Annotated in this window: 27 protein-coding genes; 19 read left to right on the top strand and 8 right to left on the bottom strand. The window is 73.3% G+C overall.

Translation table 11 applies throughout. From position 1 onward, the window contains the following. The 11 genes from ligD (at window position 1) to ACZ4NT_RS16265 (ending at window position 6,404) form a co-directional block, all read left to right on the top strand. The gene (gene ligD / locus ACZ4NT_RS16315; protein WP_121407048.1) at window positions 1-921 is read left to right on the top strand and encodes a non-homologous end-joining DNA ligase; all 921 of its coding nucleotides are present in this window, start codon (window positions 1-3) and stop codon (window positions 919-921) included. Window positions 922-981: 60 nt separating this feature from the next. Further along, the gene (locus tag ACZ4NT_RS16310) at window positions 982-1,344 is read left to right on the top strand and encodes a gas vesicle protein GvpO (RefSeq protein WP_121407562.1); all 363 of its coding nucleotides are present in this window, start codon (window positions 982-984) and stop codon (window positions 1,342-1,344) included. Window positions 1,345-1,395: 51 nt separating this feature from the next. After that, window positions 1,396-1,821: a gas vesicle structural protein GvpA gene (locus ACZ4NT_RS16305; RefSeq protein ID WP_121407049.1), complete on the top strand. Its 426-nt coding sequence runs from the start codon at window positions 1,396-1,398 to the stop codon at window positions 1,819-1,821. Beyond that, window positions 1,818-2,591 (top strand): GvpL/GvpF family gas vesicle protein, encoded by a 774-nt coding sequence (locus ACZ4NT_RS16300; protein WP_467725886.1) that lies wholly within the window; start codon window positions 1,818-1,820, stop codon window positions 2,589-2,591. The genes ACZ4NT_RS16305 and ACZ4NT_RS16300 overlap by 4 nt, the downstream gene beginning before the upstream one ends. A 4-nt stretch (window positions 2,592-2,595) precedes the next feature. Then, window positions 2,596-2,862, top strand: a complete 267-nt coding sequence (locus tag ACZ4NT_RS16295) for a gas vesicle protein GvpG (RefSeq protein ID WP_121407051.1) — start codon at window positions 2,596-2,598, stop codon at window positions 2,860-2,862. Next, window positions 2,859-3,506, top strand: coding sequence for a DNA primase (locus ACZ4NT_RS16290; protein ID WP_467725884.1), 648 nt, complete (start codon window positions 2,859-2,861; stop codon window positions 3,504-3,506). The genes ACZ4NT_RS16295 and ACZ4NT_RS16290 overlap by 4 nt, the downstream gene beginning before the upstream one ends. Continuing rightward, a complete protein-coding gene (locus ACZ4NT_RS16285) occupies window positions 3,499-4,653 on the top strand; it encodes an SRPBCC family protein (RefSeq protein WP_121407053.1) in 1,155 nt (384 codons plus the stop codon). The genes ACZ4NT_RS16290 and ACZ4NT_RS16285 overlap by 8 nt, the downstream gene beginning before the upstream one ends. After that, window positions 4,650-4,994 carry a gas vesicle protein gene (locus ACZ4NT_RS16280; RefSeq protein WP_121407054.1) on the top strand — a complete coding sequence of 115 codons (345 nt, stop codon included), beginning with the start codon at window positions 4,650-4,652 and terminating at the stop codon, window positions 4,992-4,994. Before ACZ4NT_RS16285 ends, ACZ4NT_RS16280 begins: the two co-directional genes overlap by 4 nt. Further along, window positions 4,991-5,776: a GvpL/GvpF family gas vesicle protein gene (locus tag ACZ4NT_RS16275; protein WP_121407055.1), complete on the top strand. Its 786-nt coding sequence runs from the start codon at window positions 4,991-4,993 to the stop codon at window positions 5,774-5,776. The genes ACZ4NT_RS16280 and ACZ4NT_RS16275 overlap by 4 nt, the downstream gene beginning before the upstream one ends. Beyond that, window positions 5,773-5,961: a gas vesicle protein gene (locus ACZ4NT_RS16270; RefSeq protein WP_121407056.1), complete on the top strand. Its 189-nt coding sequence runs from the start codon at window positions 5,773-5,775 to the stop codon at window positions 5,959-5,961. Before ACZ4NT_RS16275 ends, ACZ4NT_RS16270 begins: the two co-directional genes overlap by 4 nt. A 179-nt stretch (window positions 5,962-6,140) precedes the next feature. Beyond that, a complete protein-coding gene (locus tag ACZ4NT_RS16265; RefSeq protein WP_121407563.1) occupies window positions 6,141-6,404 on the top strand; it encodes a gas vesicle protein K in 264 nt (87 codons plus the stop codon). Between the two features lie 46 nt (window positions 6,405-6,450). Here the strand turns inward: ACZ4NT_RS16265 and ACZ4NT_RS16260 are convergent, their stop codons facing one another. The 3 genes from ACZ4NT_RS16260 to ACZ4NT_RS16250 all read right to left on the bottom strand — a co-directional run bounded on the left by ACZ4NT_RS16260 (window position 6,451) and on the right by ACZ4NT_RS16250 (window position 9,110). Next, a complete protein-coding gene (locus ACZ4NT_RS16260; protein ID WP_121407057.1) occupies window positions 6,451-6,621 on the bottom strand; it encodes a hydrophobic protein in 171 nt (56 codons plus the stop codon). A gap of 42 nt (window positions 6,622-6,663) precedes the next feature. Then, on the bottom strand, window positions 6,664-7,485 hold the full coding sequence (locus tag ACZ4NT_RS16255) for a class I SAM-dependent methyltransferase (RefSeq protein ID WP_467725881.1): 822 nt from the start codon (window positions 7,483-7,485) through the stop codon (window positions 6,664-6,666). Window positions 7,486-7,607: 122 nt separating this feature from the next. Further along, a complete protein-coding gene (locus ACZ4NT_RS16250; RefSeq protein WP_467725879.1) occupies window positions 7,608-9,110 on the bottom strand; it encodes a phosphatase PAP2 family protein in 1,503 nt (500 codons plus the stop codon). 144 nt (window positions 9,111-9,254) lie between these two features. On the opposite strand from ACZ4NT_RS16250, the gene ACZ4NT_RS16245 reads away from it, so the two are divergent. Both ACZ4NT_RS16245 and ACZ4NT_RS16240 read left to right on the top strand, forming a co-directional pair. Continuing rightward, window positions 9,255-10,874 carry an ABC-F family ATP-binding cassette domain-containing protein gene (locus tag ACZ4NT_RS16245; protein ID WP_467725877.1) on the top strand — a complete coding sequence of 540 codons (1,620 nt, stop codon included), beginning with the start codon at window positions 9,255-9,257 and terminating at the stop codon, window positions 10,872-10,874. Window positions 10,875-11,075: 201 nt separating this feature from the next. After that, window positions 11,076-11,294 carry a DUF6158 family protein gene (locus ACZ4NT_RS16240; RefSeq protein WP_121407061.1) on the top strand — a complete coding sequence of 73 codons (219 nt, stop codon included), beginning with the start codon at window positions 11,076-11,078 and terminating at the stop codon, window positions 11,292-11,294. 266 nt (window positions 11,295-11,560) lie between these two features. On the opposite strand, the gene ACZ4NT_RS16235 is transcribed toward ACZ4NT_RS16240, so the two are convergent. The 3 genes from ACZ4NT_RS16235 to ACZ4NT_RS16225 form a co-directional block, all read right to left on the bottom strand. Continuing rightward, window positions 11,561-12,112, bottom strand: a complete 552-nt coding sequence (locus ACZ4NT_RS16235) for a type 1 glutamine amidotransferase domain-containing protein (protein ID WP_121407062.1) — start codon at window positions 12,110-12,112, stop codon at window positions 11,561-11,563. A gap of 110 nt (window positions 12,113-12,222) precedes the next feature. Continuing rightward, window positions 12,223-12,606 (bottom strand): DUF2795 domain-containing protein, encoded by a 384-nt coding sequence (locus ACZ4NT_RS16230; protein WP_121407063.1) that lies wholly within the window; start codon window positions 12,604-12,606, stop codon window positions 12,223-12,225. Between the two features lie 76 nt (window positions 12,607-12,682). After that, window positions 12,683-14,482, bottom strand: a complete 1,800-nt coding sequence (locus ACZ4NT_RS16225; RefSeq protein ID WP_467725874.1) for a thiamine pyrophosphate-requiring protein — start codon at window positions 14,480-14,482, stop codon at window positions 12,683-12,685. Window positions 14,483-14,723: 241 nt separating this feature from the next. On the opposite strand from ACZ4NT_RS16225, the gene ACZ4NT_RS16220 reads away from it, so the two are divergent. The 4 genes from ACZ4NT_RS16220 to ACZ4NT_RS16205 all read left to right on the top strand — a co-directional run bounded on the left by ACZ4NT_RS16220 (window position 14,724) and on the right by ACZ4NT_RS16205 (window position 19,207). Continuing rightward, a complete protein-coding gene (locus ACZ4NT_RS16220; RefSeq protein WP_121407065.1) occupies window positions 14,724-15,518 on the top strand; it encodes an RNA polymerase sigma factor SigF in 795 nt (264 codons plus the stop codon). A gap of 200 nt (window positions 15,519-15,718) precedes the next feature. Continuing rightward, a complete protein-coding gene (locus tag ACZ4NT_RS16215) occupies window positions 15,719-16,627 on the top strand; it encodes a hypothetical protein (protein ID WP_467725872.1) in 909 nt (302 codons plus the stop codon). A 151-nt stretch (window positions 16,628-16,778) separates the two neighbouring features. Continuing rightward, the gene (locus tag ACZ4NT_RS16210; protein WP_467725870.1) at window positions 16,779-18,026 is read left to right on the top strand and encodes an aminotransferase class I/II-fold pyridoxal phosphate-dependent enzyme; all 1,248 of its coding nucleotides are present in this window, start codon (window positions 16,779-16,781) and stop codon (window positions 18,024-18,026) included. After that, window positions 18,023-19,207: an MBL fold metallo-hydrolase gene (locus tag ACZ4NT_RS16205; RefSeq protein WP_121407068.1), complete on the top strand. Its 1,185-nt coding sequence runs from the start codon at window positions 18,023-18,025 to the stop codon at window positions 19,205-19,207. Before ACZ4NT_RS16210 ends, ACZ4NT_RS16205 begins: the two co-directional genes overlap by 4 nt. Here ACZ4NT_RS16205 and ACZ4NT_RS16200 read toward each other — a convergent pair. Both ACZ4NT_RS16200 and ACZ4NT_RS16195 read right to left on the bottom strand, forming a co-directional pair. Beyond that, window positions 19,204-19,845 (bottom strand): VTT domain-containing protein, encoded by a 642-nt coding sequence (locus ACZ4NT_RS16200; RefSeq protein WP_121407564.1) that lies wholly within the window; start codon window positions 19,843-19,845, stop codon window positions 19,204-19,206. The two genes, ACZ4NT_RS16205 and ACZ4NT_RS16200, sit on opposite strands and share 4 nt — an antisense overlap. Beyond that, window positions 19,845-20,618 carry an MBL fold metallo-hydrolase gene (locus tag ACZ4NT_RS16195; RefSeq protein ID WP_183117080.1) on the bottom strand — a complete coding sequence of 258 codons (774 nt, stop codon included), beginning with the start codon at window positions 20,616-20,618 and terminating at the stop codon, window positions 19,845-19,847. Before ACZ4NT_RS16195 ends, ACZ4NT_RS16200 begins: the two co-directional genes overlap by 1 nt. A gap of 84 nt (window positions 20,619-20,702) precedes the next feature. Between ACZ4NT_RS16195 and ACZ4NT_RS16190 the strand changes: the two genes are divergently transcribed. Both ACZ4NT_RS16190 and ACZ4NT_RS16185 read left to right on the top strand, forming a co-directional pair. Further along, window positions 20,703-21,176 carry a hypothetical protein gene (locus ACZ4NT_RS16190; RefSeq protein WP_467725868.1) on the top strand — a complete coding sequence of 158 codons (474 nt, stop codon included), beginning with the start codon at window positions 20,703-20,705 and terminating at the stop codon, window positions 21,174-21,176. 155 nt (window positions 21,177-21,331) lie between these two features. Beyond that, window positions 21,332-23,446, top strand: coding sequence for a phage holin family protein (locus ACZ4NT_RS16185; RefSeq protein WP_467725866.1), 2,115 nt, complete (start codon window positions 21,332-21,334; stop codon window positions 23,444-23,446). The last annotated feature ends 219 nt before the right edge of the window (window positions 23,447-23,665 follow it).

The raw sequence follows: 23,665 nt of genomic DNA, 5'->3' as shown, positions 1-23,665 counted from the left end.
ATGAGCAGCGCACGGACGGTGCGGGCCGGCCGCCGCACCGTGGAGATCCACCGCCCGGAGAAGGTGCTGTTCCCGGCGGACGGGGGCGGCACGGAGTACACCAAGGACGACCTGATCGGGTACTACCGGTCGGTCGCCCCCTTCATGCTGCCCCATCTGCGGGGCCGCCCGCTGATGCTGGAGCGCTGGCCGGACGGGCTGGGCGGCCCCACGTTCATGCAGAAGAACACCCCGGACCACTACCCGGAGTGGATCCGGCGGGTCGAGGTGCCCAAGGAGGGCGGCACCGTCCTCCACCCCGTGTGCGACGACGCCGCCACCCTGGTCTACCTCGCCGACCAGGCCGGCATCACCCTGCACCGCTGGCTGTCCCGGGCCGACACCGCCGACCGGCCCGACCGCATGGTCTTCGACCTGGACCCCAGCACGGACGACTTCGCCGTGGTGCGTGAAGCTGCCCTCCTGCTGGGCGAGTTGCTGGACGAGCTGAAGCTGCCGTCCGCGCTGATGACGACCGGCTCGCGGGGCCTTCACATCGTGGTGCCCCTGAACGGGCGTCACGACTTCGACGAGGTGCGCGCGTTCGCCAAGGACGCCGCCGACGCGCTCGCCGACCGCCATCCCGACCGGTTCACCACCGCCGCCCGCAAGAAGGAGCGCGGCGACCGCCTCTACCTGGACGTCCAGCGCAACGGCTACGCCCAGACCGCCGTCGCCCCCTTCACGGTGCGGGCCAAGCCCGGGGCGCCCGTCGCCGTGCCCATCTCCTGGGGCCAGCTCGACGACCGGCGCCTGCACGCGCGCCGCTGGACCATCGCCGACGCCGTCGAGCAGGCCCGCACCAACCCGTGGGCCGGCCTGATGAGCCACGGTCGCGCGCTCGGCCCGGCCAGGCGCCGCCTCGACGCGCTGCGTGGCTGAGTCCCGACCTCCGCGAGGTTTGGCCAAGGAACGAGCGAGCACCCGGTGTTCGAGGTGGCCATGACGAACACATCGAACACATCCAGATCACAGAGTTCACAGAACTCTTCCCAGAGCAAGGGAAGCAGCAAGGAGAGCGGCAAGGCGGACAGCCAGCCGAAGCCGATGGAGGTGCTGCGCCACGCGCGCGACCAGCTCCAGGAGCTCACGGGCATGGTGGCCGAGTCCGTCTCGTCCTTCGAACGCACCGATGACGGTTGGGCGTTGGAGGTCGAGGTCCTGGAACTGGCCAAGATCCCGGACACGATGAGCCTGCTGGCGACCTATCAGGTGGAGCTCGACGACGACGGAGAGCTCACCGGCTATCGCCGCGTCCGCCGCTACGAGCGCGGACGGGCCGAGCGCAGGCCCGGCGGCCGCTAGGCACCGCCTCTTCCCGCGGAGAAACTCACAGACTAAGGAGGACCGGACGGTATGACCGTTGTCCCGGCACAGCAAGGCGGCGGATCGGGGGGCACCAGTGGCCTCTACGACGTCCTGGAACTCGTTCTTGACCGAGGTATCGTCATTGACGCCTTCGTGCGAGTCTCCCTCGTCGGTATCGAGATTCTGAAGATCGACGTACGTGTGGTCATCGCGAGCGTCGACACCTATCTGCGTTTCGCCGAGGCGTGCAACCGCCTCGACCTGGAAGCGGGCCCGCACAAGAACCCCGGACTGCCCGACCTGATGGGCGAACTCACCGAGAACGGCGCGCGCGGCAAGACCAAGGGCGCCCTGTCCGGCGCCGCCGAGACCATATCGGGCGCCTTCAAGCAGGCCCGCGAAGAGGGCCAGACCGAGTCCCGGCCCCGTACCCGTAAGACCGCGGCTTCGCGCCGGAAGGAGGAGCAGGAGTGAGCACGTACGTCTACGGCATCGCCGAGGGAACGCACCCCTCGCTTCCCGACGGCATCGACGGAGTGGGTCAGCCGGCACGGTCCGTACGCATCCTGAAGGAGGGCGACCTGGCGGCCATCGTCAGCGACGCCCCCGAGGGTCTGCGGCCCAAGCGCAGGGACCTGCTCGCCCACCAGAACGTCCTGAGCGAGGCGGGCGAGGGCGGCACGGTGCTGCCCATGCGCTTCGGCAGCATCGCCGCCGACGACCAGGCCGTCGTCTCCGTGCTGGCCGAGCGTGCGGAGCACTACCAGGAGCGCCTGAAGGCGCTGGCGGGCAAGGTCGAGTACAACGTCAAGGCCAGCCACGACGAAGAGGCCGTCCTGCACCGCGTGATGGGGGAGAACCCCGACATCCGCGCCCTCACCGAGGCCAACCGGCAGGCGGGCGGCGGCACGCACGAGGACAAGATGCGGCTCGGCGAGATGGTCGTGGCCGCGCTGCAGGCCCGCGAGGCCGAGGACGCCCAGGGGCTCCGGCGCACGCTCGAACCGGCCGCCGAGGCGGTCAGCGAGGGTCCCGAATCCACCGGGTGGCTGGCCAACCTGTCGTTCCTGGTGGACCACAAGTCGGCCGACACGTTCCTCGCCGCCGTCGACCAGATCCGCGGCGGGCAGCCGCATCTGGAGCTGCGCGTCAACGGCCCGCTCCCGCCGTACAGCTTCGTGGAGCCCGGCCCCTCCGCGCCGGCGACCGGCATCACGCAGGGCGCACAGGCGGGCGGCGAGTAGTCCCATGGGACTCATCGGCGAGGTGCTGATGCTGCCGTTCGCACCCGTGCGCGGCAGCCTCTGGGCGATGAAGCAGGTGGTGGCCGAGGCCGAGCGCCAGTACTACGACCCGTCAGCGATCCGCGCCGAACTCGCCCAGCTCGAAGCAAAGTTGGAGGCCGGCGAGATCACCGACGAAGAGTTCGACCAGCAGGAGGACGTCCTGCTGGACCGCCTCGAAGCCAGCCTGGGCACAGGCGGCCCCAGGCCCGAGAACGGGACGACAGGATGAACAGAGTAGGACTGGGCCTCGCCGTAGGGGCCGGGTACGTCCTCGGGCGTACCAAGAAGATGAAGCTGGCCTTCGCGGTCGGCACCCTGGTGGCGGGCAAACGGATGCAACTGAGTCCGAAGGCGCTCGCGGACGTGGTGTCCAAGCAGCTGCTCAACAACCCGGCGTTCAAGGAGCTCAACGACCAGCTCCGCACCGACCTGCGCGGTGTCGGCAAGGCCGCCTCCGGCGCACTGGTGGAGCGGCAGATCTCGGGTCTCGCCAACCGGCTGCACGGCCGTACCGCGGACGTCAGGAACCAGCTCGCGGGGGTCACCCCGGACGTGCCGGGACGCCACGACGACGAGGACGACGCCGAGGACCGGTACGACGACGAGCCGGAGCAGGACGAGGACGAGCACGAGGACGAGACCCCGGAGCGGGAGTCCGCCGAGGAGAAGCCGCGTCCGCGCAAGAAGGCCCCGGCGAAGAAGGCCACGGCCAAGAAGGCGGCGGAGAAGCAGGGTGCCGCCAGGAAGGCCCCGGCCAAGAAGACCGCCGCGGCGGCCCGGAAGGCGCCCGCCAAGAAGACGGCCGCCACGAAGACCGCCGCACGCCGCGTCCCGCGGTCCCGGCAGTCGGAGGGAGGCCGCGACGATGGCTGACGTACTCGGATCCGCGACGAAGAAGGCCAAGGACAACCCGGTCACCTCGGTCGTGCAGAGCGAGGCGGCCGACCGGCTGAAGGCGGAGGTCCAGGAGTATCTGGCGGCGCAGGCGCAGCGGATGCTCGTCGGCCTCGGCCAGAAGCTCGGCCAGACGACGGTCAAGCTCAACGACATAGCCGAGGGCAACAGCCCCGGCTTCGCCAAGCTGGCCCTGGACGGCGGCCGCAAGCTGGCCGAGGGCAAGGGCCCGCTGCGGTCCGCCGTCGAGCTCGGTGCCGGGCGCGCCAAGGACAGTGTCGTCGGCGCGTTCAAGAACATGGTCGGCGGCAAGGGCAAGCGCAAGGGCGGCGCCGGCAAGAAGCCCACCGTCATCATCGAGTTCATCGACGTCGGTGTGCCGCTGCGCGACGCGTACGACCAGTGGACCCAGTTCCAGGACTTCAGCACCTTCGCGAAGGGCGTCAAGAGCGCGAACCGCGCCGACGACACCACCTCGGACTGGCAGATGAAGGTCTTCTGGTCCAGTCGCAGCTGGAAGGCCCACACCACCGAACAGGTGCCGGACCAGCGGATCTCCTGGACGTCCGAGGGCGCCAAGGGCACGACCAAGGGTGTCGTCACCTTCCACGAGCTGGCGGAGAGCCTGACGCGGGTCCTGCTGGTCATCGAGTACTACCCCAAGGGTCTGTTCGAGAAGACCGGCAACATCTGGCGTGCCCAGGGCCGCAGGGCACGGCTCGACCTGAAGAACTACGCCCGCTTCATCACGCTCAAGGGCGAGGCGGAGGACGGCTGGCGCGGTGAGATCCGCGACGGCGAGGTCGTCCGCAGCCACGAGGACGCGATCGAGGAGGAGCAGAACGCGGCCGAGTCCGAGGACGCCCCCGAGGACGAGTACGAGGGCGACGAGGAAGAGGCGGACCACGAGGACACGGACGCCGAGGCCGAGGCCGAGGAGGCGGACGAGCCCGAGGAGTCCTACGCGGACGAGGAGGAGCTCGAGCCCGAGGAGGAGACCGAGGGCGAGCCCGAGAGCGAGTACGTCGACGAGGAGGAGCCGGAGGCCGAGTACGTCGACGAGGACGAGCCGGAGGGTGAGTACGAGGAAGAGGAAGAGCCGGCCGTCAGCGGGAGTCGCCGATGACCACGCCCGGTCGCATCCCTGAGCCGTACGGACAGGGCGGTGGCGCCAACCTCGCCGACATCCTGGAGCGGGTGCTCGACAAAGGCATCGTGATCGCGGGTGACATCCGGATCAACCTGCTCGACATCGAGCTGCTCACCATCAAGCTCCGGCTCATCGTCGCCTCCGTCGACAAGGCGAAGGAGATGGGGATCGACTGGTGGGAGGACGATCCGGCACTGTCCTCCCGCGCGCACCACAACCAGCTCGCCCGCGAGAACGCCGAGTTGCGCGCCCATCTCGCGGAGATGGAACAGTTGGAGCAGGGACGCGCGGAGCGCAAGGAGGAGGAAGCACCATGAGCGGACTGCGGTACGTCTACGCCGTCTGCCGCCCCTTCGACGCGGCTCTGCAGGCCGATGTGACGGGGGTGGCGGGCGCGCCCCCCGGCCTGCTGACGCACCACGGCCTGATCGCCGTGGTGAGCACGGTGCCGGAGGAGGACTTCGCCGAGGCACCCCTGCGCCGCCATCTGGAGGACCTGGACTGGCTGAGCGACACCGCGCGCGCCCACCAGAGCGTGATCGACGCGCTCACCGCCGTGACGACGCCGCTGCCGCTGCGGCTCGCCACGGTGTTCCGGGACGACAGCGGCGTACGCACGATGATGGAGGCGCGCGAGGACGCGTTCCGGCGGACGCTGGACCGGCTGGACGGCCGGGTGGAATGGGGCGTCAAGGTCTACGCCGAGACGGAGTCCGCCGAGGCGGCCCGGCCGTCGGCGAAGCCCGCGTCGGGGCGCGACTACCTGCGCCAGCGCCGGATGCGCTCCCGGTCCCAGGACGAGATGTGGCAGAAGGCCGAGAACTTCGCGCGCAGGCTGCACGACAGCCTCTCCGGTCATGCGGAGGACTGCCGGCTGCACGCCCCGCAGAACGCCGCGATCTCCCGGGAGTCCGGCCGCAACGTGCTCAACGCCGCCTATCTCGTGCCCCGCGCGGACTCGGAGGCGTTCGTCGAACTCGTGGACCGTACGAAGGACGACGAGCCGGGGCTGCGGGTGGAACTCACCGGTCCCTGGGCGGCGTACTCCTTCGCGGGTCTGGAGGACGGCACCGACGGGCCGGGGGAGGCGGGCCGGTGACCGTCGTGGAACGGCGTGAGGTCGCGCTGGTCGACCTGCTCGACCGGCTGCTCGCGGGCGGGGTCGTCATCACCGGGGACATCACCCTGCGGATCGCCGATGTCGACCTCGTCCGCATCGACCTGAACGCCCTCATCAGCTCGGTGAACGAGCAGGTCCCCTCGCCCTTCCGGGATTCGCTGTGAACGGCCCGGAGCGCGGCGGCGAGCCGGCCTTCCCGGCCGGGGCGGACCTCTTCGGGACGGCAGGAGAGGCCGGGACGGCCGGGCAGGACCCGGCTGCGGCGGAGGACTCCGGCGCGGACCCGGGCGCACCCGCGGAGCAGCCGGCCGCGTCCGGGGCGAAGGCGGCCCGGGGCAAGCGGCTGGAACTCGAACCGGACACCGTCGAGCGCGACCTCGTCAAGCTCGTGCTGACCGTCGTGGAACTGCTGCGCCAGCTCATGGAGCGGCAGGCCGTGCGCCGCTTCGACACGGGAGACCTGTCCGAGGACCAGGAGGAGCGCATCGGGCTCACGCTCATGCTGCTGGACGAGCGGATGGCCGAACTGCGCGACCGCTACGGACTGAAGCCCGAGGACCTGAATCTGGACCTCGGGCCGCTGGGACCGCTGCTGCCCAGGGAGTGAGGCTCGCCGGGGCCGCAGCGGTCGGGGGGTTGCGTCGGGAACGGGGCTACCAGCGATACCAGCGGCCCCGGCCTCCCGAGGCGTTCGAACCGCGGACCAGGAATCCCAGAAGCCACAGCACCAGCACCGCCAGTGCGATCCACCAGAGAATTTTCACCGCGAATCCGGCGCCGAACAGAATCAGCACCAGAAGCAGTACCAGCAGGATGGGAACCATGATGTGAACCTCCTGCCCGGCGAGTTTCCCGCGGTGGGCGAATTAGGCGTCCTTGCGGCAGAGAATTTCGCCGTGCAGGACGGCGAACCAGCCGTCCTCCTGCTCGCCCCAGGCGCGCCACGCCCCGGAGACGGCCCGCAACTCCTCCGTGGTCGCGTGACCACCCTCCGTGGCGCGCTCCGCGTACGCCGACGCGAGGGTGCGGTCGGCCCAGAGCCCGCTCCACCACCGCCGCTCCTCCGCGGTGGCGAAGGTCCAGGTGCTCGACGTGGCCGTGACGTCGCCGAAGCCCGCCCGCAGTGCCCAGGACTTGAGACGGCGTCCCGCGTCCGGCTCCCCGCCGTTGGCGCGGGCCACCCGCAGATAGAGGTCCTGCCAATCCGTCATCCCCGGTGACCGCGGATACCAGGTCATCGCCGAGTAGTCCGAGTCCCGGACCGCGACGAGACCGCCCGGCCGGGTGACCCGGCGCATCTCACGCAGCGCCTGCACCGGGTCGCCGACGTGCTGGAGGACCTGGTGCGCGTGCACCACGCAGAAGGTGTCGTCCGGGTAGTCCAGCGCGTGCACGTCGGCGACCGCGAAGTCCACGTTCTGCAGGCCCCGTTCGGCCGTTGTGGCCCGGGCCCGCTCCAGGACGTCCGGCGCGCGGTCGACCCCCGTGACGTGGCCGTCGGGGACCAGGGCCGCCAGGTCGGCGGTGATCGTGCCCGGCCCGCAGCCGATGTCCAGGATCCGCATGTGGGGCCTGAGGGAACCGAGCAGGTAGCCCGCCGAGTTGGCGGCGGTGCGCCAGGTGTGCGAGCGCAGCACCGACTCGTGGTGGCCGTGCGTGTAGACGGCGCTCTCCTGCGGCTTCGGCATGTCCGTTCCCCTTCGCGGCGTACGGGCCCGCGGAGCCGCTGCTCCGCGGGGCGATGACCGCAACGGTACGCGGATCTCCCGCATATTGAGATGCCCATCTCGACATGCGGGCTGACGAAGAGTCAGTCACGGAGTGGGCGGTACACGGTCAGGGCCTGCGCCGCCTTGGTGAGGGTCACCTCGCCCGCGGCCTCCGTGACTTCGCCGTCGTACGCCAGCGGGGTGCCGGGCGGAACGCCGTCCACGCGCAGCCGCCGCACCCGCACCGCCGCGTGTGCCGGGGACCGGGTCAGCGGGCCCGCCAGGGCCGCGGCGAGCAACCGCACCCCGGGACGCCGGCCGCCGTGCACCAGCCGGACGTCCAGCTGTCCGTCCGCGAGGTCGAAGCGGCGGGCCGGGGCCAGTCCCATCCGGTGGTAGGTCCCGTTGCCCGCGAACAGCAGCCACAGCGGGTGGGCACGGCCGCGCAGCTCGGTCCGCAGCGGGTGGCGGTCGGACCGCAGCACCCGCAGGGCCCCGATGACACCGGCGGGCCAGCTCCCGACGAACCGGGACCAGCGCTCCCGCTCGCGCACCAGCTCCGGGTAGACGCCGAGACTGCAGGTGTTCAGGAAGCAGCCCTCCGCGGTGTCCGACGAGAACAGGCCCACGTCCACGCGCAGGGCCTCGCCCCGCCGCAGGGCGCGGCTCAGGCTCCGCGCGTCCGTGACGCCGAGGTCGTAGGCGAAGTGGTTCAGCGTGCCGCCGGGCAGCACGGCCAGCGGCAGCCCGCGGCGCAGCGCCACCTCGGCCGCCGCGTTCACCGTGCCGTCGCCGCCGCACACGCCGAGGACCCGGGCGCGGCTCGCCGCCTTCTCCAACTCGGCGCGCACGGAGTCGGGTTCGCATTCGACCAGTTCCGCCCGCGGCAGCGAGTCCAGCAGCGTGCGGGCCCGGCCCGGCGCGCCGGCGCCCGTGTTGACGACCATGACCAGGCCCTCGCCGTCCGGGAGCGCCGGTGCGTCCACACCCGCCCGGCCGGGCGGCGGCAGCCGGTCCCGGTCCTCGGTCGGCACCAGCCCCCGTACCGCGTAGGCGGCGCCCACTCCGAGGGCCGCCCCCACGGCCACGTCGCTCGGGAAGTGGACGCCCGTGTAGATGCGGGACAGGGCCACCGCGGTGGCCAGCGGTGCCACCACCGCTCCCCAGCCGCGGGACTCCATGGCCACGCCGGTCGCGAAGGCCGCGGCGGAGGCCGAGTGCCCCGAGGGGAACGACGTGGTGATCGGCTGCCGCTTCAGCTGCCGGACCAGCGGCACGGGATCCAGCGCCGGCCGGGAACGGCGCACCGAGCGCTTGCCGAGGGTGTTGATGGTCGCGGACGCCAGGGTCAGCGAGGCGAGCCCGCGGGCAGCCGCGCGGCGGGCCCGTGGGCTGCGGGTCGCGGCGAGCGCCGCGGCCGTCGCGAACCAGAGCACGCCGTGGTTGGCGCTCCGGCTCAGCCTCGGCAACAGGCGGTCGCAGCCCGGCCAGTGCCGCGCGGCGACCGCCTCGAAGAGCCGGCAGTCGGCGGCCAGGAGTCGGTCTCGGAGAACGTGGTGGCCCGGGAGGCGGACGGTGAGGTCGACGTCTGGGGTCGCAGTCATGGGGGTCCGGGTACCCCGCGGCGCTCGATTCCTGCCGCGGCACTCCCACCGCGGCCGGGAACCACCGGCGCCCGCCGGCCCGCGCCCCGGACCCGGGGATATGCGTTTGCCCGGCGGGGCGGGTGCCCCGGACAATGCCTGACCATGGGACACCTCGAAGCCGCACATCTTGAGTACTACCTCCCCGACGGGAGGGCGTTGCTCGGCGACGTGTCGTTCCGGGTGGGGGAGGGGGCCGTCGTGGCGCTCGTCGGCCCGAACGGCGCGGGCAAGACCACTCTGCTGCGGCTGATCTCCGGAGAGCTGAAGCTCCACGGCGGCACGGTCAACGTGGGCGGCGGCCTCGGCGTGATGCGCCAGTTCGTCGGCTCCGTGCGGGACGAGACGACCGTCCGCGAACTGCTGGTGTCGGTGGCACCGCCGCGGATCCGCGAGGCCGCCCGGGCGGTGGACGCCGCCGAGCACGGGATCATGACGGTCGACGACGAGGCCGCCCAGCTGAGGTACGCACAGGCGCTCTCCGACTGGGCCGAGGTCCGGGGCTACGAGTCCGAGACGCTCTGGGACATCTGCACGACCGCGGCGCTCGGAGTGCCGTACGAGAAGGCGCAGTGGCGCCAGGTGCGGACGCTGTCCGGAGGCGAGCAGAAGCGGCTCGTGCTGGAGGCGCTGCTGCGCGGCACCGACGAGGTGCTGCTGCTCGACGAACCGGACAACTATCTCGACGTCCCCGGCAAGCGCTGGCTGGAGGAGCGGCTCAAGGAGACCCGCAAGACCGTCCTCTTCGTCTCCCACGACCGTGAGCTGCTCGCCCGGGCCGCCGAGAAGATCGTCAGCGTCGAGCCCGGCCCCGCCGGAGCGGACGCCTGGGTGCACGGCGGCGGTTTCGCGACGTACCACGAGGCGCGGCGGGAGCGCTTCGCCCGCTTCGAGGAGCTGCGGCGCCGCTGGGACGAGAAGCACGCCCAGCTCAAGAAGCTGGTGCTGAACCTGCGTCAGGCCGCCTCGGTCAGCCATGAGCTCGCGTCCCGGTACGCGGCGGCGCAGACCCGGCTGCGGAAGTTCGAGGAGGCGGGGCCGCCGCCGGAACCGCCCCGCGAGCAGGACATCAGGATGCGCCTGCACGGCGGCCGTACCGGCGTCCGCGCCGTGACCTGCAAGGGGCTGGAGCTCACCGGCCTGATGAAGCCCTTCGACCTGGAGATCTTCTACGGGGAGCGGGTCGCCGTGCTGGGGTCCAACGGCTCGGGCAAGTCGCACTTCCTGCGGCTGCTCGCCGGCGGGGACGTGGCCCACACCGGGGAGTGGAGGCTCGGTGCCCGCGTGGTGGCCGGCCACTTCGCGCAGACGCACGCCCATCCCGAGCTGGAGGGCCGCACCCTGCTCGACATCCTGTGGACCGAGCACTCCCAGGACCGCGGCGCCGCCATGTCCAGGCTGCGCCGCTACGAGCTGACCGCCCAGGCCGAGCAGCGCTTCGAGCGGCTGTCCGGCGGGCAGCAGGCCCGCTTCCAGATCCTCCTCCTGGAGCTGGAGGGCTCGACGGCACTTCTGCTGGACGAGCCCACCGACAACCTCGACCTGGAGTCGGCCGAGGCTCTCCAGGAGGGTCTGGAGGCCTACGAGGGGACGGTCCTGTCGGTCACGCACGACCGCTGGTTCGCCCGCTCCTTCGACCGCTACCTGGTCTTCGGGTCGGACGGCCGGGTCCGGGAGACCGCCGAGCCGGTGTGGGACGAGCGCCGGGTGGAGCGGGTCCGGTAGTCCCGGAGGGGATCGGATCGCCCCGTCCCGGACAGGGGGCCTGCCGTCGCCGCCGCGCACGGAGGCCCCCGGCCCCGGATGTTCGTAGAGTGGAGGGTGACAGGCGCGTTCCACGGCTCCTTCCCGGAGGCACGCTCGAGGCATGCAGGGCCCGGTGGGACCCGGACCGCACCGAACGACCCACGACGATCGGGGTACGCGATGACCGGAGTCGACCCGGGCCGACTGGACGACCAGCAGCTGATGAAAGAGCTGGAGACGATCCACCGCACCCGCCACGACACGCTGCTGCACGGTTCCAACGACGCGCTGCGGACCCACAACCACCGCATGGCGCAACTCGAGGGCGAGTACCTGCGCCGCAACCCGCGTCGTCCGATCACCGCGGGCCGCACCCGGGAGGGCACCCGGGAGCGCTGAGCGGCGCCCCGACGTGCCGGAACGCCGCGTGCGGCGCGCCGCGGCGGTCCGACGCGCCCCCGCTCGTCGATCCGCACGTCGCGGGGGACGGGCGGTCTGCGGCGCACGTGACCCCGGCCCCCACGCCGAACGGCGCACGTGACCCCGGCCCCCACGCCGAGCGGTATACGGCCCGCGCCCGACCGCTCCGCCGCCCGCCCCTGACATGCCGCGACCCGTGCCGGCCCTCTCCGGGCCCGGCACGGGTCGCGCGACGCGGCGGCGCGTCAGCCGGCCTTCGGCGTCCCCTTCGCGAACTCGGCGAGGAACGCCTCGTCGAAGGCCTTGAGGTCGTCGGGCTTGCGGCTCGTGATCAGCGTGTTCGGGCCGTGGTCGCAGATCTGCACCTGCTCGTCGACCCAGGTGCCGCCCGCGTTCGCGATGTCCGTCCGCAGGCTCGGCCACGAGGTGAGCACCCGACCCGAGACGACGCCCGCCTCCACCAGGGTCCACGGCGCGTGGCAGATCGCCGCGACCGGACGGCCCGAGTCGAAGAAGCCGCGCACGAAGGACACGGCCTGCTCCTCGGTCCGCAGAAAGTCCGGGTTGGCCACACCGCCGGGCAGGACCAGCCCGTCGAAGGAGTCGGCCGACACCTCGCCGACGACCTCGTCCACCGGGAAGGTGTCCGCCTTGTCGAGATGGTTGAAGGCCTGGATCCTCCCCGGCTCAGTCGACACCAGCACGGGCTGGTGGCCCGCCTCGGTCACCGCCTGCCAGGGGTCGGTGAGTTCGATCTGCTCGACGCCCTCGGGCGCCACCAGGAACGCGATGCGCATGGGGTTCGGTCTCCTTTCCCGGCCTGTCGGAGGGCCGCGTCGCGGCCCTCCGTGCGCCGGTCGTGCGCCGCCGCGGCGGCGCGGTCTTCCTCGCCTGTCTTTTCCGGCCGCTAGGACCCGCCGGTATGCACCAGCGCCTCGGCCAGCTCCCGGGCCGTGCTGTAGCGCGCCTCGCGCGGCAGCTGCTGCACGGCCTCCACGAGGCCGTCCGGCGCGTGCTTCTCCTCCAGGACGCCGCCCAGCTCGGAGGGAGTGCCCGGGAACGAGGTACGGCCCAGGATCCGCGCCAGCTCCAGGCGCACCGCCTCGGGGGAGGCGGCCCCGCGGCTCGGCACCGCGGGACCGCCCGCGATCACCGGGTCGTCGTCCGCCGTCGGCTCCGGGTCGTGCCATTCCTCGGCCCGCGTGGGGTGCCCTGACCTGAGCAGTCCCTGCAGTTCGTGCTTCATCTCCTCGTCCCGGTGGACGCTCAGCCGGTCACTGCCTCGCTGCATGTTCTTCCCTCCAGGGGTTCGGGGGTCCTCGTCGCGTACCCGTACACCTGGGGTCGACACGTCGTGCCCCCCGGCGTCATTTCCCCCGCTTGTCGTGGCCCGGCAGGAACTCCTGGACCTTGGCCTTGATGCCCCGGCGGATCATCGAACCGCGGTCGGCGTCCCCCTTCAGCACGGCGGCGGCGGTGGCCTCCATCTGCTCCCAGGTGGCGTGCGGGGGAATGGGCGGGACGGCGGGGTCGGTGAGGAACTCGATCACCGCCGGCCCGTCGGCCTCCAGCCCCGCCCGCCAGGCCGCCTCGACGTCCTCGGGCTTCTCGACCCGGATGCCGGTCAGGCCCAGGGAACGGGCGAACGCCGCGTACTGCACGTCGGGCAGTTCCTGCGAGGGCAGGAACGAGGGGGCGCCGCCCATGGCCCGCAGCTCCCAGGTGACCTGGTTCAGGTCGCGGTTGTTCCAGACGCCGACCACGAGCCGCGGGTCCTCCCAGCGGTCCCGGTACTTCGCCGCCGTGATCATCTCCGCCAGCCCGTTCATCTGCATGGCGCCGTCCCCGGCGAGCGCGACGACGGGCCGGTCCGGGTGGGCGAACTTGGCGCCGATCGCGTACGGCACCGCGCAGCCCATCGTCGCCAGGGTCCCGGAGAGGGACGCCCGCATGTCGCCCCGCATCGTGAGGTGCCGCGCGTACCAGTTCGACGTCGACCCCGAGTCGGACGTGACGATCGCGTCGTGCGGCAGCAGCGGGTCCAGGGCCCGGGCGACGTACTCGGGGTTGATCGGGTCGGCCGACTGCTCCGCCCGCCGCCCCATCACCTCGCGCCAGCGGGCGACGTTCGCGCAGACCGTGTCGTACCACTCGCGCCCGCGGTCCTTGTCGAGCAGCGGGATGAGGCGCTGCAGCGTCGCCCGCGCGTCCCCGACCAGATTCACCTCGTACGGATAGCGCATCCCGATCATGTGCGGGTCGATGTCGATCTGCACCGCCCGCGCCTTGCCGAAGTCCGGCAGGAACTGCGAGTACGGGAAGGAGGAGCCGATGGTCAGCAGGGTGTCGCAGTCGCGCATCAGCTCGTACGAGGGACGGGTGCCGAGCAGCCCGATCGAGCCCGTGACATAGGGGAGTTCGTCGCTGAGCGCGTCCTTGCCGAGCAGCGCCTTGGCGACACCCGCGCCGAGCAGCTCGGCGATCCGCTCCACCTCCGCCCGAGCGCCGGCCGCGCCCTGCCCGATCAGGATCGCGGTCCTGGAACCGGAGTTGAGGACCTCGGCCGCGCGCTCCAGTGACTCCTGGGAGGGTGTGGTCGTCCACGAGCCGAGGTCCAGGCTGGAGGGAACCATCTTGAACTCGTGCGTGGGCGGCGTGTAGTCGAGCTCCTGGACGTCCCCGGGGATGATCACGGCGGTCGGGGCCCGGCGCGCGTAGGCGGTACGGATCGCGCGGTCCAGCACGTTCGGCAGCTGCTCGGGGACGGTCACCGTCTCCACGAAGTCCGACGCGACGTCCTTGAAGAGGGAGTGCAGGTCGACCTCCTGCTGGTAGGAGCCGCCCATCGCGGTGCGGTGCGTCTGCCCGACGACGGCGAGCACCGGCGCATGGTCGAGCTTGGCGTCGTACAGCCCGTTGAGGAGATGGATCGCCCCGGGCCCCGAGGTGGCCGCGCAGACACCGAGGCGCCCGCTGAACTTGGCGTATCCGACCGCCTGGAACGCGGACATCTCCTCGTGCCGCGACTGGATGAACTCCGGCCGGTCGTCAGCCCTGCCCCAGGCCGCCAGCAGGCCGTTGATGCCGTCCCCGGGATAGCCGAAGACCTGCTCCACACCCCATTCGCGCAGGCGCTGCAGGATGTGATCGGCGACCTTCGTGCTCATAACAGGACCTCCCGGAGAAATACGGCACGGCTGTACCGCCTACCGAGTCACCACCGCGCACCCGGGAAAACCTGCGGGTGTTTGCCGCGCATGACTTGGGGCAGGCGCGAGTCAGTGCTTCGGACAGGAGGCACGTCCGTGGGAGCGACCGAACCGCGCCCCGGGTGTACCCGTCCGGCGCACGGGCGCGCTCCCACGGTGACTGTCCATCTAGGCACCCCCAAGGGAGTTGCGACGCACCATGCGAACCCAAGCGAGCGTGAGGCACCACCCGCACGACGACGCCCCCGACACGGCCGAGGCATTCCGCCGGCTCGCCGAACTCCCCCCGGGCCAGCAGCGCGACGCACTCCGGGACCGGATCGTGGAGTCCTGGCTCCCGATGGCGGAACGGCTCGCGGGACGCTTCCGCAGCCGCGGTGAGAGCTACGAGGACCTGCGCCAGGTGGCCGCGCTCGGACTGGTCAAGGCCGTCGACCGGTACGACCCCGAGCTCGGCAACGCCTTCGAGAGCTATGCCGTGCCGACCATCACCGGTGAGATCAAGCGGCACTTCCGCGACCACATGTGGACCCTGCACGTGCCGCGCCGCGTCCAGGACCTGCGCAATCGTGTGCGCTTCGCCAGCCAGGACCTGTCGCAGACCATCACCGGCCGCAGGCCCACCGTCGCCGAGATCGCCGAGCACGCCCGGATGAGCGAGGAGGACGTGCAGACCGGGCTGGAGGCGCTGGAGAGCTTCACCGCGCTCTCGCTCGACGCCGAGCTGCCGGGCAGCGAGGACGGCTACTCGCTCAGCGACGCCCTCGGTTCGCCCGACCCGGCCCTCGACACCGTCATCGACCGGGAGGCCGTCAAGCCCCGCCTGCAGGCCCTGCCGGAGCGGGAGCGGGCCATCCTCTACATGCGGTTCTTCAACGACATGACGCAGAGCCGCATCGCCGACGAGCTCGGCATCTCCCAGATGCACGTCTCCCGGCTGATCAGCCGCTGCTGCAGCCGGCTGCGCGACCAGGTGATGCGCGACGCCGCGTAGGCGCCCTGCGGCCGATACCGGCCCCCGCGCACAGACGGCCCCCCGGGTTCCCCGGGGGGCCGTCGTGTCCCCCGTCCGGCGGCCCGGGTAGCGCGAATGGTGCCCGGCGGCGCGCGCCGCGGCGCCGCCGGGGCTGTCATGGGCTCTGGGGGCACGACGGCCGTGCCCCCACCGGAGAGCCGGCCGAAGGAGCCCATCCCATGCGCCGTACCGCCCGTGTCCTGTCCGCCACCGCCCTGGCCAGTGCCGCCCTGGGCGCATCCGCCGCGGCCGCGTTCGCGGACCCGGCCGCGGAGGTCAGTCCCCGTACCGTCGCCCCGGGCGGCACGGTCACCGTCTCCGTGTCCTGCGAGGGGGCCGGCGCCGACGCGCCCGAATACATCGACGCCGCCTCGGAGGGTTTCGAGGACGGCAAGGTCAGGCTGCACCGGGTCGCCGGCTCCGAGCAGGGAGCGGAGGGCGCCGCCTACAGCGGGACCGCCCGGATCCCGTCCGGCGGGACCGCGCCGGGGGACGGCGGCGGAGACCCGGCGACCCCGGACGACGGGGTGCCCGGTGACCTGGCGGAGCGCGGGCCCGACGACCTCGGCCCCGACGCCGCCGAGCCCGCCGACGGCGACGCCGACCGGGCGGGCCCGGCGGACACGGGCTCCGCGGAGGTGGGCCCGGATGCCGTGGAACCGGACCCGTTGGGCTCCGGCGACGCGGGCTCGGGCATCGTGGAGCCCGGCGACGTGGGACCCGACGCGTCCGACGAGGTCGGGCCGGACAGCGTGCCCGAGGGGGTGCCGCCGGACGCCCTGGGAGCCGGTACCGACTGGGGCGTCGACGGGAAGTGCCCCGAGGCCCCGGGCGGCAAGGAGAAGGACTGGTCCGCCTCGTACCGCGTCGAACGCGACGGCGCGGCACGCGACGGCACGGAGGCACCCCGCCCCCCGGACGAGCACCCCGCCGACGGCACCGTGCACGGCGTGCGGGCCGGATCGGGCGGCGCCTTCACCGACTCCGTCCCGGCCCTGGTCACCGGCGGCCTGCTGATCGCGGGCGCGGTCGGCGCCGCCGTGTACCGACTGCGCCGCGGGGGCTCCGCGGCCGACCGGCACCGCTGAACCCGCGACCGTCGCGACCAGGCCCCCACCCATGGCCCCTGGGGTCCCGGGGTAGGGAGATGCCAGGGCGACGAACGGTACGGAAACCGGCCGCCGCCCCCGGACGGCGAGCGGCGAGGACAGGGCACCACGGACAGCGCGGAGGTCACCCATGCGGCGGACGTACCCGGAGGGGCACGGTCCTGTTCGCTACGGCCCGCCCCTTCCCGACCAGGGACTGCCCCTGCTGCCCGGGCTCTCCGACGCCCTCGCCGCCTCCGCGGGCCGCGCCGGCGCCGAACCCGCGGGCGGCGGTCCCGCGCTGCTCGACGCCGCCTGCGGCTACTTCGCCCGCCGCGGACTGGCCGCCACCGCCGACCGGGTGGCGGCGTCCCCCGGCGCCCCCGCCCTGCTGCTCGCCCTGACCGCCGCGGTCGGCGGCGACGTGCTGCTGCCCCGCCCGTGCGCCGCCTGGTGGGCCCCGCAGACCCGGCTGCTGGGCAGATCCGCGTTCCATGTGGCGACACCCGCCGAGTGCGGCGGCGTCCCCGACCCGTACGCGCTCCTGGAGACCGTGCGCCGGGTCCGCACCGAGGGCGGCGACCCCCGGCTGCTGGTGCTCTCCGTCGCCGACGACCCGACCGCGACGGTGGCGCCGCCCGAGACCGTGCACGAGGCCGTGGAGGCGGCCGTGGGCGAGGGGCTGCACGTGGTCAGCGACGAGACCTGGCGCGACACCCTGCACCGCCCCCTGGACACCATGTTCCTCAGCCCCGCCGAGATGCTGCCCGACGAGGTCACCGTCCTCACGGACCTCTCCGGCCCCTTCCTGCCCCTCGGGTGGCCCGCCGCCGTCGCCCGTTTCCCCGCCACCCCGTACGGCTCCGCCCTGCACGCCCGCGTCCTCGACGTGCTGACCGCACTCGGCGCCCGGCTCGCCGACCCGGTCGCCGCGGCCGCGGCCTACGCGCTGGAGGAGCCCGACGAGATCGACGGGCGGCTCACCGCGGCGGCCCGGCTGCACGCGGCCGTGGCGGAGGCCGTGCACCGGACCGTCGTCGACGCGGGCGCCCTGGCGCGGCCTCCCCGGGCCGGCCGGCATCTCTACGTCGACCTCGGTCCCCTGCGCACCGAGCTCGCCGCCCGGGGCGTCGGCGACGCGCAGGAGCTGGAGGACTTCCTCACTCTCCGGCTCGGCCACCCCGCGCCGGGCGGCCACCGCTTCGGCGACGACCTGGCGGCACCGCGGGTGCGGCTCGCCACCGCACCGCTCCTCGGGGCCACGGCCGCGGAGCGCGAGGAATGCCTCACGTCTCCCTCGCCGTTGCAACTACCGCACGTGCAACGCGCGTTGACCCACCTGGGGTCGGCCTTCGACGAACTACGCGACGACGCTCAGCGATGGGAGCTTCCTCGATGACGCAGCAGTCAGAGTCGGCCACGACGACGCAGGACGGCACCGCCGGCCCGGCGCCCGCACCGGGCCCGGCGGCCGGGCCGCCGCCCGCACTCGCCGTCCACGAAACCCTGACCCCCCACGAATCCCTCGCCCCCCACGAAGCGCTCGTCCTGCACGAACCGCGCGACGCGCCAACGCCGCCCCCGCCGCCCGCCGAACCCCGTCCGCTTGGCGAGGAGCGCGTCTGGCCGCGCTCGTTCACCGACCGGCTCACCGCGCCGCTCCCCGGGCTGCGCGCGTTCGCCCGGTTCGCCCGCGAGGGCGCCCTGCGTCCCGACGCCAAGGGCCTCGCCGACATCCCGCGGCTGCCGTTCGAACCCGGCCCGCTGCCCCGGGTGGACGCCCGCACCGTCGCCGTCACCTGGGCGGGACACGCGAGCTGGGTGATCCGGATAGGCGGCCTCACGGTCCTCACCGACCCGGTCTGGTCCCGCAGGATCCTCGGGACGCCGGCCCGCGTCACGCCCGTGGGAGTGGCGTGGAGCGCGCTTCCCCGCGTCGACGCGGTCGTCATCAGCCACAACCACTACGACCACTTGGACGCTCCGACCCTGCGCCGACTGCCGCGCGACACACCGGTGTTCGTGCCGGCCGGACTCGCCCGCTGGTTCCGGCGCCGCCGGTTCACCGCGGTCACCGAGCTGGACTGGTGGGAGGCGGCCGAACTGGACGGCGTCCGCTTCGACTTCGTGCCGTCCCACCACTGGTCCAAGCGCAGCCTGACCGACACCTGTCGCACGTTGTGGGGCGGCTGGGTCCTGACCGCCGGCGACGGACAGCGCGTGTACTTCGCCGGGGACACCGGATACGGCCACTGGTTCTCCCGCATCGGCCGGCGCCACCCCGGCATCGACCTCGCCCTGCTCCCCATCGGCGCCTACGAGCCCCGCTGGTGGCTGCGCGACGTCCACTGCGACCCGGAGGAGGCGGTGCGGGCCGCCGTCGATCTCGGCGCGCACCGCATGGCCCCCATGCACTGGGGGACCTTCGTCCTCTCGGCGGAGCCGGTGCTCGAACCGCTCACCCGGGTCAGGGACGCGTGGGAGAAGGCGGGACTGGACCGGGACGACCTGTGGGACCTGCCCGTCGGCGGCTCACGCGTGCTGGACCGACCCGCCCCGGGCGCCCGATCGAGGTCCTAGCTCGTCCCGCGGACCCGGCGCCACAGCCCGGGGGCCGCGCCGACCAGCAGCGTCAACGCGACGGCGGCGGCCACGCCCTGCCAGGGCTCCTTGAAGAGGGAACCGCCCAGGATGCCGATGACCTGGTAGGTGACGGTCCAGGCGAGACAGGCGGGGATGTCGCCGCGGGCGAAGGTGCGCAGCGGCATCTTCGCCAGCAGACAGGCCAGCATCACCGGGATGCGCCCGGCCGGGACCAGGCGGGACAGCACCAGGACGGCGACGCCGTGGTCGTCCAGCTTCTGCTGGGCCTGGGCGAGGCGGTCCTCCGGGGCCCGGTCGCGGATCGCCGCCAGCCAGCGCGAGCCGTTCTTCGAGTGCATGCCCCGCCGGCCGAGCCAGTACAGCGAGATGTCACCGAGGAAGGCCGCGAGCGACGCCACCCCGAAGACCAGGGCCAGCGAGAACGGCGCCGTCTGGTGGAAGGCCACCACCGCCGCCGAGCTGACCAGCGCCCCCGTCGGCACGACCGGCACCAGCGCGCCGATCAGTACCAGCAGGAAGAGCGACGGATAGCCGAGCGCCTGCTGCGTGGACTCGGGCGGGATCGTCGCTCCGGCCGTGCCCGCCGCGGACAGCACGACCGCGGAACGGAATATCACCGGGCGACCTCCGGCCGTATGCTCTCGCCGTGCCCGAGGCGGTGCACCGCGACCCCCGGCGCACGCTCGGCGGACAGGCGTACGAACTCGTCGCCCGGCGTGTGGAATTCATGGGGGCGCACGGCGTCCATCCCGATCGGCCAGTACGTGCCGTAGTGCACCGGGACGGCGACACGCGGCGCCAGCTCGGCCAGCGCCCGGGCGGCGCGTCCGGGGTCCAGGTGCCCCTCGCCGAGAAACGGTCCCCAGCCGCCGACCGGCAGCAGCGCCACGTCGACCTCGCCGACCTCCTCGGCCATCGAGTCGAACAGCCCGGTGTCCCCGGCGAAATACGTCCGCGCCTCGCCCTCGACGACGTAGCCGAGCGCGGGCGCGCGGTGCGGTCCGACCGGCAGCCGCCGCCCGTCGTGCGCCGCGTGCACCACCCGCACCTCCAGACCGCCCAGGGCGATCCGCTCGCCGGGCGCGACCTCGGTCAGCCGCAGATGCCGGAGCCTGCGCAGCCCCGGCACCGCGCGCGGCGCGCCCCGCGGCACCAGTAGCCGGGTGCCCGGCTCCAGGCGTGCCAGCGACGGGACATGCAGGTGGTCGGCGTGCAGATGCGAGATCAGCACCACGTCCGCGACCGTCGCCTCGGGCGCGGGCGGCGGTCCGCCGCGGCGCCGCAGATGCGCGAGCCTGCGCGCGAACAGCGGGTCCGTCAGCACACGTGTCCCCGAGTCCTCCACCGTGCAGGTGGCGTGACCCCACCAGGTGATCTCCACCGGCACTCCCTTTGCCTCCTTCGCGCGACTCCCCCCGAGCCTACGGGCAGGAGTAGGGTCGGCGGCGAAACCCGGAGGTGAGGGGACGCCATGGGAGAAGCGCGCGCGGTCTCCGGCGTGCCCCGGCCCGCGTTCTCCGCTTCGTTCGAGCAGGGGGGAGCCGCCTTGGTGCGTGTCACGGCGATCGCCAGTCTGACGCCGCTGGAGGAACTGGACACGGATCCGTTCCTCGTCGACTCCCGCAGCCAGCACGCGATGTGCGCCCGCTGGGCCGCGGAGCGCGGCTACGTCGTCACCCGCGAACTCCTCGTCGGCGGACTGCGCTCCGACCACTGCGCCCTGTGGGACGACGTCGAGGCGGGACTCGTCGACCTGTTCGTCGCCCCCAGCCGCCGCGTCCTGGAGCGGGCCCTCGCCTCGGTCGACGAATTCACCGCCGAGTGCGCCCGGCGCGGGGTGCGGGTCGAGACGGTGGGCCGCGCCGAACCCTCCTACGACGCCCAGATGAAGGCCAGCGTGCACCGCCGCCTGTCGATGCCGACGGCCGGCTACGACGGCCGCTGAGCCGTACCGCGCCCGCCGGACGAGGCCCGCGCGTGCCCGGTCACGGGTGACATCGGGGCCGGTCCGGCCGTTGTGACAGGGTGGGAGACGGCCCGCACACCGGGCGGGCCGTGAGGGCTCGCGTTCCGGCGGGTCGGGACGTGAGGTGGCTGGGCGTGGGCGGCGGGCGTTGGCGGAGCGTGCTGAGCGGGGTGTGGCGGAGCATCACCGTATGGGCCGCGTCCACCGTGACGATGCTCCTGCTGGCCGGAGCGCTGCCGGACTTCCAGATCCAGTCGGACACCGGCGACAGCGCGAGCCGGATCGCCCTCACCGCGGCGGCCGGCGCCGGCGTCTTCGGACTGCTGTCCTCGCTGGTCTGGCCGCTGCTCGTCCGGGCGCTGCTGCTCGTGCCCGCCCTCGTGCTCGGGCTGCTGGTCTTCTTCCTCAACGGCTCGTTGCTGCTGATCGCCCTGCGGATCAACCCCTCCGGGCGCGGTGAGGCCGCACCCGAGACCGCCGTGGTGGTCGCCGCGGTGATGTCCGCCGTCGCCTCGGCCACCGGGGCCGCGCTGACCGTGCGGGACGACGACGCGTACCGGCGCAGGCTCTACCGTCTCGCGGACCGGCGTCGCCGTGCGTCCGGGCAGGCCGGGCCGTCCAGCCCCGGCACCGTTTTCCTGCAGCTCGACGGCGTCGGTCACGACGTGCTGCGGGAGGCGGTCGGCAAGGGGCTGATGCCGACCGTGGCCGCGTGGCTCGGCGCGGGTCCGGCCGCCGGGCGCGGGACCCCGCCCGGCGCGGGTCCCGGTGCCACCCACCGGCTCACCGCCTGGCGCACCGACTGGTCCAGCCAGACCGGTGCCAGCCAGCTCGGCATCCTGCACGGCACCAACCACGACGTCCCGGCCTTCCGGTGGTACGAGAAGGACAGCGGCGAGGTGATGGTGTGCAACCGCCCCTCCAGCGCCGTGGAACTGCAGCGCCGGGCGGTCGAGCGCACCGGCGACGGCGGTCTCCTCACCTTCGACGGCGCCAGCCGGGGCAACCTCTTCAGCGGGGGTGCCGAGCAACTCGCGCTGGTGCTGTCCATGGCCGCCCGGCGGGGCCGCGACAACCGCTCCCGTGCGGGCTACTTCGCGTACTTCAGCGACCCGGCCAACGCCGTGCGGACCGCCATGTCGTTCGTCGCCGAGGTCTTCCGGGAGATCGGCCAGTCCACGCGGGCCCGCGTCGGCAAGCGGCGGCCCCGCGTCAAGCGCGGCGGGCTGTACCCGTTCATCCGGGCGTTCGCGACCGTCGTCGAGCGGGACGTCGTGGTCGCCGCGGTCATCGGCGACATGCTCGCCGGCCGCGCCGCGGTCTTCGCGGACCTGGTGGCGTACGACGAGGTGGCGCACCACTCCGGGCCGCGCGGCCGGGACACCGAGCGGGTCCTGGGGCGGCTCGACCGGTCACTGGCGCTGATCGCGAAGGTCGCCGAGCACGCGCCGCGGCCGTACCGGATCGTGGTGCTGTCCGACCACGGGCAGAGCCCGGGGGAGACCTTCCAGACCCGCTACGGGCTCACCCTCGGCAATCTGGTGCGGGCGGGCTGCGGCCTGCCCGTGCCCCGCCGGGCACGGGGTACCCACAGCGGCGCCGAGGCCCGCTCCGCGGTCCGGGCGGCGCTGCGCAGGCCGGTCGAGGAGGGCGCGGAGCAGTACCGCCCCTCGCACCGCAGCGCGGAACCGCTCGTGCTGGCCTCCGGCAACCTCGGGCTCGTCTCCTTCCCCGACGTGCCCCACCGGATGAGCCGGGAGGAGATCGACCGCCGTCACCCGGCGCTGCTGTCCACCCTCGCCAACCATCCGGGCGTCGGCTTCGTGCTGGTCCGCAGCGAGGAGCACGGGGGACTCGTCCTCGGCGCGCACGGCGCCGAGGTGCCGGTGGACGAGCTGAGCGACGAACACCCGGGCCCGCTCGCCGACTTCGGCCCGGGCGCCGCCGACGCGGTTCGGCGCACCCACTCCTTCCCGCACACCGCCGACATCATGGTCAACTCCTGGTACGACCCGGACGAGGGCGAGGTGCTCGCCTTCGAGGAGCAGATCGGTTCCCACGGCGGGCTCGGCGGGGCCCAGGGGCGGCCCTTCCTGATGTCGCCGCTGGCGCTGTCCGCGCCGGTCGCCGACGGCGGCGAACTCGTCGGCGCCGAGCGCGTCCACCACGTCCTGCGGCGGTGGCTGCGCGAGTCGGACGGCCCCCAGGTGCCGCTGGCGGCGCGCCCCAAGGACCGGCGGGCGGTGTGACCGGGAGGACCCGGGCGGTGTGACCGGGAGGGCCGGTGTGCGGTGACTGCGAGGGCCGGCAGACGGTGACTGCGAGGGCCCGGAGGCCGTCGAATGAGGCCGGGCGGCCGGTGACCGCGAGGGCCGGTGCGGGGTGGGACGCCGCGGTCCGTCGGCGGAAAATGGGCTGCGGCCGGCGCAACTCCCCGCCCACACTGTGCGTATCGGACACCGCGCACC

The organism is Streptomyces sp. NPDC026417 (genome assembly GCF_055567695.1).
This window is presented reverse-complemented; position numbering and strand designations above follow the sequence as displayed.